Origin of the sequence: Arsenophonus sp. PmNCSU2021_1 (assembly GCF_036919435.1) — a bacterium.
In the GTDB taxonomy this organism is placed as follows: Bacteria; Pseudomonadota; Gammaproteobacteria; order Enterobacterales; family Enterobacteriaceae; genus Arsenophonus; species Arsenophonus nilaparvatae.
Genome location: NZ_JAZHPL010000004.1, coordinates 352,835 through 365,832 on the forward strand (window position 1 = coordinate 352,835; position 12,998 = coordinate 365,832).

General features: G+C 36.4%; 12 protein-coding genes. 9 read left to right on the top strand and 3 right to left on the bottom strand.

Annotation, left to right across the window (positions count from 1 at the left end; genetic code table 11):
* Positions 1-529: 529 nt before the first annotated feature.
* The gene (gene rdgC, locus V3224_RS06325; protein ID WP_334469372.1) at positions 530-1,438 is read right to left on the bottom strand and encodes a recombination-associated protein RdgC; all 909 of its coding nucleotides are present in this window, start codon (positions 1,436-1,438) and stop codon (positions 530-532) included.
* Positions 1,439-2,075: 637 nt separating this feature from the next.
* On the opposite strand from rdgC, the gene V3224_RS06330 reads away from it, so the two are divergent.
* Together V3224_RS06330 and V3224_RS06335 are read left to right on the top strand one after the other, a co-directional pair.
* Positions 2,076-2,483, top strand: a complete 408-nt coding sequence (locus V3224_RS06330; RefSeq protein WP_334469374.1) for a porin — start codon at positions 2,076-2,078, stop codon at positions 2,481-2,483.
* 132 nt (positions 2,484-2,615) lie between these two features.
* The gene (locus tag V3224_RS06335) at positions 2,616-2,825 is read left to right on the top strand and encodes a hypothetical protein (RefSeq protein ID WP_334469375.1); all 210 of its coding nucleotides are present in this window, start codon (positions 2,616-2,618) and stop codon (positions 2,823-2,825) included.
* 190 nt (positions 2,826-3,015) lie between these two features.
* Here the strand turns inward: V3224_RS06335 and V3224_RS06340 are convergent, their stop codons facing one another.
* Positions 3,016-3,624, bottom strand: coding sequence for a nitroreductase family protein (locus V3224_RS06340; protein ID WP_334469376.1), 609 nt, complete (start codon positions 3,622-3,624; stop codon positions 3,016-3,018).
* Positions 3,625-3,907: 283 nt separating this feature from the next.
* Here V3224_RS06340 and phoB point away from each other — a divergent pair, with 283 nt between their 5' ends.
* The 3 genes from phoB to brnQ all read left to right on the top strand — a co-directional run bounded on the left by phoB (position 3,908) and on the right by brnQ (position 7,618).
* Positions 3,908-4,597 (top strand): phosphate regulon transcriptional regulator PhoB, encoded by a 690-nt coding sequence (gene phoB / locus V3224_RS06345; RefSeq protein WP_334469377.1) that lies wholly within the window; start codon positions 3,908-3,910, stop codon positions 4,595-4,597.
* Positions 4,598-4,622: 25 nt separating this feature from the next.
* Entirely contained in the window at positions 4,623-5,930 is a 1,308-nt protein-coding gene (gene phoR, locus V3224_RS06350) for a phosphate regulon sensor histidine kinase PhoR (protein ID WP_334469379.1), read from the top strand.
* A gap of 377 nt (positions 5,931-6,307) precedes the next feature.
* Positions 6,308-7,618, top strand: coding sequence for a branched-chain amino acid transport system II carrier protein (brnQ, locus tag V3224_RS06355; RefSeq protein WP_334469380.1), 1,311 nt, complete (start codon positions 6,308-6,310; stop codon positions 7,616-7,618).
* A gap of 61 nt (positions 7,619-7,679) precedes the next feature.
* Here brnQ and V3224_RS06360 read toward each other — a convergent pair whose 3' ends face one another.
* Positions 7,680-8,294, bottom strand: coding sequence for an acyl carrier protein phosphodiesterase (locus V3224_RS06360; RefSeq protein ID WP_334469382.1), 615 nt, complete (start codon positions 8,292-8,294; stop codon positions 7,680-7,682).
* 106 nt (positions 8,295-8,400) lie between these two features.
* On the opposite strand from V3224_RS06360, the gene queA reads away from it, so the two are divergent.
* From queA to secD, 4 genes are all read left to right on the top strand, one after another.
* Entirely contained in the window at positions 8,401-9,471 is a 1,071-nt protein-coding gene (gene queA, locus V3224_RS06365) for a tRNA preQ1(34) S-adenosylmethionine ribosyltransferase-isomerase QueA (RefSeq protein ID WP_334469384.1), read from the top strand.
* A gap of 89 nt (positions 9,472-9,560) precedes the next feature.
* Complete coding sequence (gene tgt / locus V3224_RS06370) at positions 9,561-10,679, top strand: tRNA guanosine(34) transglycosylase Tgt (protein ID WP_334469386.1); 1,119 nt, start codon at positions 9,561-9,563, stop codon at positions 10,677-10,679.
* Positions 10,680-10,786: 107 nt separating this feature from the next.
* Positions 10,787-11,119 carry a preprotein translocase subunit YajC gene (gene yajC / locus V3224_RS06375; protein ID WP_334469388.1) on the top strand — a complete coding sequence of 111 codons (333 nt, stop codon included), beginning with the start codon at positions 10,787-10,789 and terminating at the stop codon, positions 11,117-11,119.
* A gap of 27 nt (positions 11,120-11,146) precedes the next feature.
* A complete protein-coding gene (secD, locus tag V3224_RS06380; protein WP_334469390.1) occupies positions 11,147-12,994 on the top strand; it encodes a protein translocase subunit SecD in 1,848 nt (615 codons plus the stop codon).
* Positions 12,995-12,998 lie beyond the last annotated feature (4 nt).

Below are 12,998 nucleotides of genomic sequence, written 5' to 3' on the forward strand. Positions count from 1 at the left end.
TAGCTATGATTTACAGCTATTTTTTAGAAATTTTAATGGGCTGACTATTTAATCACTATATACAGCAAAGTATATCAATAATATTTAACTATATTAGTATTAACGTTATCTAGCCAAGATAACGTTTTTTTTAATCTATTTAATATTTTCAATATAAAAATCGGTATATTCAATTCTCTGTTAAGTAAATAAGAAAAATTCTTATTTGCTTTTTAATATATTTATATTATTGATTTTAATAAAACTGCCGGTCTTATATAACTAAAACAGTTATTGCTATTATTTTTAGCGATAAAATCCTAATCTGAGAATCATAAATAATAATCTATATAGTTGGCAATTTTGTAATAAAAAATATATAAGTTATTACAAATAATTATATTTATTCATTTAAACAAGTAAAGGTATAGTGATATGAGTTTATTTATCATTCAGCCCAGAAGGGGGAATTTACCTAGTCGATAAAATTAAATTGGCGATTAAAAATCGCCATTCCCAGTGATTTTAGTGCATTAACAAGCCAATCACATTAAGTATTCATTTCTGCACCTAAAGCATCAATTAGGCATTTTATCAACGCACTTATTTCGTTTGTCATCAAGATATAATCAGCATCAAAACGTTGGGCAAAATCTGTTTTATCAATATCATCATTTTGTTCTTTTATTAGATCACTAAATTTTAGTCTTTTAACAGTTCCATCGTCCGAAAGAATGAATTGAATACGCTCTTCCCACTCTAATGCTAATTTTGTTACCCGTTTTTTAGCTTCAATATGGGCAATAATTTCATCGCTGCATAAATCTTGTTTTTTACAATGGATCACGCCCTCTTCTTCAACAGGTGCTTTTAATTCAGCTTCACCCAATAAACTAAAACCATTGGCTGGTTGGCCCGAGCGTAGCCACTTAGTTAATGTCAGTTCGATCGGATTTTGATAACTTAAAGGAACAACTGGCAGCAAACCTAATGTTTTACGTAAAAAAGCCAGGTTATCTTCAGCACGCTTAGTACTGGCTGCATCTACGATAATCAGGTTATTGATTATATCTAACCAGATATAAGTATGACTGATTTTACTAAAAGCTCTGGGCAAAAGCGCATGAATTACTTCGTCTTTCAATGGATCTTTTTCGCTTTTTTTCAGTTTTCGCGCCTGAGCTGTTTCTAGTTTTTTAATTTTTGCTTGTAACTCTTGTTTGATAACTTGTGCTGGCAGCAGTTTTTCTTCTTTCTGTGCACAAAGTAGAATTTGATTATTAACCGAGTGTATTAGCGCTTCACTGTGAGGTCCCATCGGTGATGTCCAACCTATTTTCATCATATCTTGGCTTCCGCATGGGCTATAAGCCAGTGTGGCAAGTTGTTTTTCAAGCTTATCGACGGATAATGTAAATTCCCGATTTAAGCGGTAGATCATTAAATTTTTAAACCACATCTCAAGGCTTCCTCGTTATTCCATTTCAAAAGATCGTGGATATAATAACGGATCATACACCTCTACCCTAGTTTTCAATTGCAATTTTTATTGCTTAAGTCAATTTTAATGGGTTTTAACCATCTGGATATGTCACTCTTATCTTAAATAATAATGTATTTATAGTGATAAATTGATTTTAAAATTAAACTTTTGCAATATAAGGTAATATTTTGTTATCCATTATGATTAAAATAAACTTCTAACAATAAAAGGATAATTTTAATAATAAGAAAAAGAATAAAAACAATATCTTGTTTTAATGATTAAATTTAATAAATAGATTGATTAATTATAATATAAGCTTTTATGCCAACAAATAGAATGTAAATATAATATTATTTTAAACATAAAAATAATTTTTTTATTGTATTATCACATTTGCTTTATTAGTAACTTGCTGATTTTATTTGTTAGTTTCTCATTTCACTAGTGGTGAGACTTTAATAAATCCTTATTCTTTGTTTATTTTTCAAAACATTTTCTATTTATTATTTCAGTGTAAATTTTTAAATTACCTTAAAGCAAATTGATTAACTTTATTATTTGAAGTGAGATTTTTAAATTATTTTATTAGCTTAAATTAATGGGTGTTCTTATGGTAAGAAAATTAAAACCCATCATAAAATTTATTGTTACTTTATCTTTATCACAGATTACACAGGCAACAAGTATTTATGATGATCAATATACACGTTTTGATATTTATGGGCAGATTAGATTAATAAATAGTTGGGATACTGAAAAGAATAAAACCATTATTGGTGATGATGGAAGCCGTATTGGTTTTTATGCCGAGCATAAGTTGCCTCATGAGGTTAAAGTATTTGGCAATATTGAATTAGGTTTAGATACGCAAAAATCGAATAGTAATAATCCCAACAGTCGGTTTGAGCTCTATAATCGCGTTGGATATATCGGTGTTTCCCATGCAGAATATGGTAAAGCACACACGAGTTTCGCACCAATAAAAAAACGCGCTATTTTTAAGTTTAATTCAGCATGATATATAAATAGACAAAACCTTATAAATTAAATACAAATTATTGTAATTTAATAAAATTTATGTTTTAGTAACTTGCAGATTAACCATTGCTTTTAAGCCATTTCTAGAACTTTATATGCCTGTGCGAAACTCGTGGCACAATTTGACCGTACTTATATGCCTATCGATTCCGTTGCAAAATCTAATTTAGGTTATAACAATACTGGAATGCTTTATTTTGCTGATGTACTAGGTCGTAATACCGGTATATCTTCCGGTTTTGTAGCGCAACAAAATGGTAATACCATCTATCGTGGTACTGGACAGAATCGTTTTACCCTACCACGAGTTTCGCACCAATAAAAAAACGCGCTATTTTTAAGTTTAATTCAGCATAATATATAAATAGATAAAACCTTATAAATCAAATACAACTTATTGTAATTTAAGAAAATTCATGTGTTTTAGTAACTTGCAGATTGATCATTGCTTTTAAGCCATTTCTAGAATTTTATATGCCTGTGCGAAACTCGTGATTTTGCCGCAAATTGAGTTAATTTTTTCCAAAGACTTTGAAACGCACGTCATCGTCAATATATGTTTTTTCATTGGCTGGTTGTTTAATTGCACCAAAAACTAATTGAGCGCGTAATTTCCACGAGTTTGGGATATGCCAACTGGCATGCACTTTTTCATCAATTAATGGATTGTAGTGTTGTAGTGATGCGCCCACTTTTTCTTGCGCCAGGCTAGTCCAAACCGCATATTGTGCCATACCACTACTCTGTTCTGACCAAACTGGAAAATTATCGGCATAAAGTGGAAATTTTTGCTGTAATTGTTCGATAATATTTTGTTCTTCAAAAAATAATACCGTACCTGCGCCGGCAGCAAAACTATCGATTTTTTTCTCTGTCGTGGTAAATATCTCTTTAGCCACAATTTCTTTTAGTGTTTCTTTGGTAATGTTATGCCACAGTTTTTTATGTTCATCACCAAATAGAATAACTACACGCGATGTTTGCGAATTAAATGAAGAGGGCGTTTCTTTAACTGCTTCTTTAACCAATGTAATAAGTCTTTCTTCAGAGATAGGTAATAAATTATCTATATTATAAATAGTTCTTCGTTTTTTAATCATTTCAATAAATTTGTTTGGCATTATATTTTCCTTATATTAATAAGGTCATAAATTAATTATGTGTAGATAGGTTATTGATAACTATAATCTGGTCGATAAAAAATCATAGATAAAAATTTTAACCATATCGTTCAAAAATTCAGTTATTAATTAATTTTGTGAATTAGATATCAAATCTCATATCTCATATTTAGCCTGAAAATTTGCAACTTGACGAAATTCGCCACAATATTTCATAAAATGGTCATAAATATGAAATAATGGCGCCTACTAATTTGATAATGAAATAATGATAGGATCAATCATGGTAAGACGTATTCTGGTCGTCGAAGATGAAACCGCGATCCTTGAGATGGTTTGCTTTGTATTAGAACAGAATGGATTCCAAACCATTGAGGCTGATGATTATGATTCAGCTATTGCGCAGCTCATAGAGCCTTATCCGGCACTCATCTTGTTAGATTGGATGATCCCGGGTGGTTCGGGTATCCAGCTTATTGCCCATATAAAGCGTGATCAACTGATCCGAAATATCCCGATTATGATGTTAACTGCAAGGGGAGAAGAAGAAGATCGGGTGCGAGGTTTAGAAATTGGGGCAGATGATTATCTGACAAAACCTTTTTTACCTAAAGAGCTGATTGCTAGAGTAAATGCAATTTTGCGTCGCGGTTCAGCTATGGTTAGCGACAATGTTATTGAAATGAAGGGGTTGAAGCTAGATCCTACCTCTCATCGGGTAACGAGTGAGACAACGTCGATAGAAATGGGGCCGACAGAATACAAATTACTGCATTTTTTTATGACCCATCCAGAACGAGTTTATAATCGTGAGCAATTATTAAATTATGTTTGGGGTGTGAATATTTATGTTGAGGATCGGACAGTAGATGTGCATATTCATCGTTTACGTAAAGCACTTGCTGTGGGGGGTCATGATAAAATGATCCAGACAGTTCGAGGTACAGGCTATCGTTTCTCTGTCCGTTATTGATTGTTGGTTATAAGGAAAAGTCGGCGTGCTTGAACGTTTGTCGTGGAAAAAATTAGTGGTTGTTCTGATTTTATTCTGTTTACCGGCATGTGGATTATCACTTTTTATTGGCCATCTATCTTGGTTGCTCGTGATTTCATTATTAGCCGCTTTGTGTTGGCATAGTTATCATTTACTGAAATTATCTGATTGGCTTTGGCTTGAACGTCGTTTACTGCCACCAACTGGACAAGGTGCTTGGGAGCCGATTTTTTATGGTATTTATCAATTACAGCAACGCAATCGTAAACGTCGGCGTGAATTGGTACAGATTATTAGGCGATTTCGGAGTGGTGCAGAATCTTTGCCTGATGCCGTTATTATCATGACAGCAGAAGGTAATATTGTTTGGTGTAATCGTTTAGCTGAATATTTATTGGGGTTTCGTTGGCCAGAGGATAGTGGGCAATCTATTTTCAATTTACTCCGTTATCCTGATTTCAACCATTATTTTATGTTAGCCGACTATTCTGTGCCGTTTACGATAGCGTTAAATAACGGTGCGATGGTTGAATTTCAAATTATGTCTTATATTGACGACCAATTATTAATGGTTGCAAAAGACATAACGGAAAAGGTGAAATTGGAAAAATTACGCGGCGAATTTTTTGCTAATGCTAATCATGAATTACGTACACCATTAACTGTTTTACAAGGTTATTTGGAAATCATGGATGAGCAAATCGATAGTCATTCGGCTAACAAAAAAGCTTTACACTCAATGCGTGAACAATTGGCACGCATGGATAGTTTAATTAAACAATTACTTCAGCTTTCCCGCATTGAAATAGCACCACATATTAATTTGAATGAGCAGATAAATATTCCGGCAATGCTAAATACAATAAAACAAGATGTAATAAATTTAAGTTTGGGAAAGCATGAAGTTATTTTTGATGTGGATAAAAAATTACATGTTTATGGTAATGAAGAGCAACTGAGAAGCGCTATTTCAAATCTTATCTATAATGCGATTAACCATACACCGGTTGGAACATCTATTCATATTGGTTGGCAACAAATTAAACAAGGAGCACTTTTTTCTATTCGCGATAATGGTCCGGGAATTGCTTCAGTGCATTTGACTCGGTTAACCGAACGTTTTTATCGAGCAGATAAATCGCGTTCACGTCGAATGGGGGGTGGTAGCGGATTGGGATTGGCAATTGTCAAACATGCATTAATACACCACCATTCCCAATTAGATATTGAAAGTCAATTAGGTAAGGGGTCGGTGTTTAGTTTTATTTTACCGTCTAGTTTAATTGTAACAACAAAAAATGGCCAAAATTAAATTTCATTTGCTGAATTTTAGTTAAACAGATTTAGCTAAATAATGCATTTGCATGAATAGATGTTAGTGTTGATTAAATTTTATGCAAATCATATAACGTATATTGAGTAAACACTAAAACTAATCACTAAATAAAAAATTTATTTCAGATTTTTATTCTGCTTTTTCGATTTACTATTGCCTTTTATCATTATAAAAGTTTTACTTGTAATTTGTTATTATTGGCGGATTTTTCTGTTTTTACTAAATTTATCAGGTTAATTAAATATTCTTATTGATTAAAAATCAGCAGAGATAAGCGTCAATAAATAATAAGTGGTTTAGGTTTTGGTTCTACTTAAGCTGAATTATAAATAACAACAAATTAACAAATAATTATGGCATATCGTTTAACATCTCGAGATATTTTAGCGTTAGGGTTTATGACCTTTGCGTTATTTGTAGGGGCAGGAAATATTATTTTTCCTCCTATGGTTGGATTGCAAGCTGGTGAACAAGTATGGACAGCGGCAGCTGGATTTCTGCTAACAGGTGTCGGTTTGCCTGTTATTGCAGTTATTGCGCTAGCAAAAGTAGGTGGTGGCATCGAACAGCTTAGTGCTCCAATTGGTAAATGTGCGGGGTTATTGTTAGCTATTGTCGCCTATTTATCTGTTGGGCCATTATTTGCCACACCTCGTACGGCAACAGTTTCTTATGAAGTCGGAATTGCCCCACTAGTAGGCGGTGTTTCATCGATTTCATTGTTTATCTATAGCCTAGTTTATTTTGCTGTGGTGATAGCTATTTCACTCTATCCAGGTCGACTACTCGATAGCGTAGGGCATATCTTAGCGCCAATAAAAATGCTTGCATTGGCTATTTTGGGCATTGCTGCAGTACTTTGGCCGGCAGGTGAACCCATTATATCAACGCCATCATATACTGAAATGGCATTTTCTAATGGTTTTATTAATGGTTATCTGACAATGGATACCTTGGGTGCGATGGTGTTTGGCATTGTTATTGTTAATGCTGCCCGTTCACGTGGTGTCGAAAATTCTGCTCTTTTAACCCGTTATACCATGTGGGCTGGATTAATTGCCGGCGTGTTATTAACATTGGTTTATGTTTCACTGTTTAAACTGGGTGAGAATAGCGGCACCTTATTACCTAATGCCAGCAATGGTGCTGATATTTTGCATGCCTATGTGCAACATACTTTTGGTAATTTTGGTAGCTTTTTCTTAGCGATACTCATTTTTGTTGCTTGTCTGGTAACTGCGGTTGGGCTCACTTGTGCTTGCGCGGAATTTTTTGCGCTTTATGTGCCGATTTCTTATCGTAAATTAGTCTGGATACTTGGAATCTTTTCTATGGTGATCTCGAATTTAGGATTGAGTAAACTGATTGAATTTTCTATTCCTGTATTAATCGCGATTTATCCACCATGTATTATATTGATTTTAATGAGTTTTACCTTGAAATGGTGGAAGTGCCCATCCAGGGTGGTTGCACCAACTATGTTGACCAGTCTAATCTTTGGCTTATTAGGTGCGATGAAATCTTCTGAACTTTTGCAAGCATTTATTCCTGATGTCGCGAAGAAATTACCACTTTATGTTCATGATTTAGCTTGGTTGTTACCTTCATTAATCGTTTTAGTGATTTTTGCACTCTATGATCGTATTAGCACTAAACAACACTGATATAAAGCGAGCTACTTAAAGAGTGTTATTTAATCGGTAATAAACCCTAGCCTCTAATCAGCTAGGGTTTATTTGTTTTCATTAATGGCGCTCTTTTTTCTGATAGAGTTTCGGCAAAAGCGATCATTGCTGGATAAAGTTGCCAAAAAAAAGCAGAAAAATCACGGTAATGCAGAATAAAATCATCAAAAGAGCCGATTAAATTAGCCAGTTTAGGACGCCTGCGAGCCATGCTGTTTAATACATTATTAATATATTCAGGTTCTGCATAATGGATCAGCCAGTTTTGTGACCATAAATACTCATTTAATTCTTGAAATTTTTCTGGGGTATAATATAGGTTTGGTTCAATTTGCTGGCGAGCATAATGAACAAATTGGGGTAGAGTCTGTTTTGCTTCGATTTGATCCCAATATAAAGCGAGAAAATGATCCCAAACTAAATCGAGAGTGATCGCTGCGACTCGGCGGTATGGCGGTCGAAAAAGTTGCTTGGCATTAATCACAATGGAGTGCTGGTCAGTGAATTTATCTACCTGACGATGCATTCTGATCCCGGCTACAACATCTGGTGAATATAAGCCTTCAGGATCACCGCGAACGAAATCCGCCATTAAATTTCCTAATAAGGAACTTTGTGCTCGTTGAGCTAAATGTAAGTGTGCAAGAAAATTCATAGTGTCATTATAAGTGAATTTTTAATTTTCGTGATGCTTATTTGTTGCACTGTTTTTATCGCCGCACTAGACTAGTGCGCTTGTTTTGATCAAATAGTGTAAAGAAATGCGTGTCTCTGATTTTGCTTTTAAATTACCTGATGAGTTAATAGCCCATTATCCCTTAGCCAAACGTAGTCATTGCCGGCTACTTTCTTTGAACGGTTCAACAGGTGAACTGGCACATGGTATATTTACTGATATTGTTGATAAATTAGAATCAGGTGATTTGCTGGTTTTCAATAATACTCAGGTTATACCGGCTCGTCTTTATGGTCGTAAAATGTCTGGCGGCAAAATTGAAGTATTGATTGAACGCATATTGGGAAGTCATCGGGTGTTGGCGCATATTCGTGCTTCTAAAGCACCCAAGGTAGGAACCGAATTATTATTAGGTGATGATGAAAGTGTCAAAACCATTATGTTGGCAAGACACGATACGCTATTTGAAATTGATTTTCAGGATAAGCGAGATGTGTTAGCTATTTTAAATGATATTGGTCATATGCCATTACCACCTTACATTGACCGCCCTGATGAAGAGGTTGATAGAACACTTTATCAAACAGTTTATGGCCAAAGGCCTGGTGCCGTTGCTGCGCCGACGGCAGGATTACATTTTGATGAATCATTACTAGCGGCGCTGCAGCAAAAAGGGGTGGCAATGGCGTTTGTGACGCTACATGTTGGTGCCGGCACATTTCAACCTGTGCGGGTGGAGAATGTTGCTGAACATACCATGCATGCAGAATATGTTGAAGTATCGCAACAGGCTGTTGATGCAATATTGGCGTGTAAAGCGAGAGGTAAACGGGTTATTGCAGTTGGCACAACTTCGATTCGATCATTAGAAAGCGCGGCTTGTGCATGTAAAGAAGCTATTATTGGCCCCTTTTTTGATGATACTCGAATTTTTATTTACCCAGGCTTTCATTTTAAAATTGTTGATGCATTAATTACTAATTTCCATTTACCTGAGTCTACTTTGATTATGTTGGTATCTGCTTTTGCTGGCTATCAAAATACGATGAATGCCTATCAACAAGCAATCGCAGAAAAGTACCGTTTTTTTAGTTATGGTGATGCCATGTTTATCACGCACAATCCTAAAGCAGAAAGTGAAAAAGTGGCTAACTAGTTGTTAACTATTAAATTGATATCAGCAATTTATTTAACTGAATATGTAACTAACCCATCAGACTGTTTTTCTGATGCTAGAGAGGCAAAGTGAAATATGAATTACAAAGCCAAGACGGCCAAGCTCGTCGTGGTCTCTTGATTTTTGAGCGTGGGATTGTAGAAACGCCTGCTTTTATGCCGGTTGGCACTTATGGTACAGTCAAAGGGATGACGCCAGAAGAAGTTAAACAAACCGGAGCCCAAATCCTGTTAGGCAATACTTTTCATTTATGGTTACGTCCTGGACAGGAAATAATGAAATTACATGGCGATCTGCATGATTTTATGCAATGGCAAGGACCAATTTTGACTGATTCCGGTGGATTTCAGGTTTTTAGCCTTGGTGCCATGCGTAAAATTAAAGAAGAGGGTGTTTATTTTCGCAATCCAATCAATGGCGAAAGGGTTTTCCTGAGCCCTGAAAAGTCGATGGAAATTCAGTACGATCTTGGTTCGGATATTGTCATGATTTTTGATGAATGCACACCCTATCCGGCAGAGTGGGGTTATGCCAAAAAATCGATGGAAATGTCTCTTCGCTGGGCAAAACGTAGTCGCCAACGATTTGATGAGTTAGCTAATAAAAATGCGTTGTTTGGCATTATTCAGGGCAGCGTTTATCCGGATTTACGTGATATATCCGTAAAAGGCCTGGTCGAGATTGGTTTTGATGGTTACGCTGTTGGTGGTTTAGCTGTCGGTGAACCTAAAGCGGATATGCACCGTATTTTAGAGCATGTTTGCCCACAAATCCCGCACAATAAACCACGCTATTTAATGGGGGTCGGTAAACCGGAGGATCTGGTTGAAGGGGTTCGGCGCGGTATTGATATGTTTGATTGTGTAATGCCAACTAGGAATGCTCGAAATGGCCATCCATTTGTCACTGAAGGTGTAATTAAAATCCGTAACGCTAAATACAAATCGGATACTTCGCCGTTAGATGCCCATTGTGACTGCTATACTTGCTCTCACTATAGCCGTGCTTATTTACATCATCTTGACCGATGTAATGAAATTCTTGGTGCCAGGCTTAATACCTTACACAATTTGCGTTATTATCAACGGCTAATGGCTGAAATTCGACAAGCGATTGAAAAAGGTGAGTTTGAGGCTTTTGCAGTAGATTTTTATCGACGGATCAATAAATCGATTTCATCAAACTAGAGTATAATTTCAGTCGTGCTAATTGAATCAAATCAGTGTAGGATTTATAGGCTTGGATTAATTTTTTGAGCTAGAAATATTGTTTTAATCACAATGAGGAAATTTTGATGAGTTTGTTTATTTCTGAAGCAGTCGCTTCAGCTGGTGGCCAAGCGCAAGGAAACCCATATTCTTTGATCATCATGCTGGTTGTTTTCGGATTGATTTTTTATTTGATGATCTTACGCCCACAGCAGAAGCGAGCTAAAGGGCACAAAAAATTAATGGATTCTATTGCTAAAGGTGATGAGGTACTAACAACCGGTGGATTAATTGGCCGCGTCACTAAAGTATCTGAAACGGGTTACATTGTTGTTGCATTAAATGACACCAATGAAGTAACCATTAAACGTGATTTCGTTGCTGCTGTACTTCCAAAAGGTACAATGAAATCTATCTAATTTCTGATTTTCCCGAAGGGAATTGCCGTGCTAAATCGTTATCCTTTGTGGAAGTATTTGATGCTGATCGCTGCGTTGCTCATCGGTCTGCTGTATGCGCTTCCCAATCTTTATGGAGAGGATCCGGCTGTTCAGATTACTGGCGTGCGGGGAACCGCAGCCAATGAACAGACTTTGGATCAAGTTCGCAATATTTTAAAGAAAGAGAAAATCGAAAGTAAATCAATTGCACTGGAAAGTGGTGTAATTCTTGCTCGTTTTAATAATCCAGATGTCCAGCTACATGCACGCGAAACTTTAGTTGCCGGTTTAGGAGAGCAGTATATCGTAGCGTTAAATCTGGCACCTGCAACCCCTCATTGCTTAAGAGCATTGGGCGGTGAACCAATGAAATTAGGGTTAGATTTGCGTGGTGGCGTTCACTTCTTAATGGAAGTGGATATGGAAACAGCCTTAGGTAAATTGCAAGAACAGAATATGGATGGCCTGCGTAGTGATTTACGTGAAAAAGGGATCCCATATTCAACTATACGTAAAATAGATAATTACGGTGTTGAAATTCGTTTTCGTGATAATAGTGGGCGTTCGCAAGCGGAATCTTATTTGACACCACGTTATCGCGATTTGGTTTTTACTGCTGGCAATAACAATCTATTAACGGCAGTAATGACAGATGAGCGGATCCGTGAAGCACGTAATTATGCAGTATCACAAAATATTAATATTATCCGTAATCGTGTTAACCAATTAGGCGTTGCTGAACCATTGGTACAGCGTCAGGGCGCTGATCGTATTGTCGTTGAATTACCGGGTATCCAAGATACGGCGCGAGCAAAAGAGATCCTTGGTGCTACTGCAACGCTGGAATTTCGCTTAGTTAATGTCGGCATAGACAGTTCGGCTGTTCAACGTGGCCATATTCCGGGTGATTCTGAGATAAAATATACTCGCGATGGTGAGCCTGTTGTTCTTTATAAACTCGTTATTTTGACAGGCGATCATATTACTGATTCGACATCGGATTTGGATGAAATGGGCAGCCCGCAGGTAAGCATTGGTCTGGATAGCGCTGGTGGCTCAATTATGTCTGATTTTACCCGTGATAATCAGGATAAATTGATGGCAACCCTATTTGTTGAATATAAAGATAGCGGGCGAAAGGATGCCAATGGTCGTGCTATTTTGGTAAAAGATGAAAAAGTCATTAATGTCGCCAGAATTTCTGCCCGCTTTGGTAGCAAATTTCGTATTACTGGTATCAGTCATCCAACTGAAGCTCGTCAATTATCTTTATTATTACGTGCTGGCGCATTAATTGCACCTATTCAAATTGTTGAAGAACACACAATTGGGCCAACATTAGGATTGCAAAATATTGAGCAAGGAATGAAAGCATCATTAGCCGGTTTGCTAGCTTCAGTTCTATTTATGGTCATTTATTATCGCAAGTTTGGTCTGATTGCCAGTTCTGCATTATTAGCAAACTTGATCCTCATTATGGGGATTATGTCGCTATTACCGGGGGCTACTTTAACCATGCCGGGAATTGCTGGTATTGTTTTAACGCTTGCTGTTGCCGTTGATGCGAATGTGTTGATTAATGAACGTATTAAAGAAGAATTAAAGAATGGTCGTTCAATACAGCAAGCGATACATGAAGGTTACAAGGGGGCATTTTCCAGTATCTTAGATGCGAATTTGACAACTGTGATCACGGCAACCATTTTGTATGCGGTAGGCACCGGCTCAATTAAGGGTTTTGCCATTACTACGGCTATTGGTATTGCCACCTCCATGTTTACTGCAATTGTAGGAACACGTGCTATCGTGAACTTATTGTATGGTGGTAAACGTATTAAAAAGCTGTCTATTTAAGGAG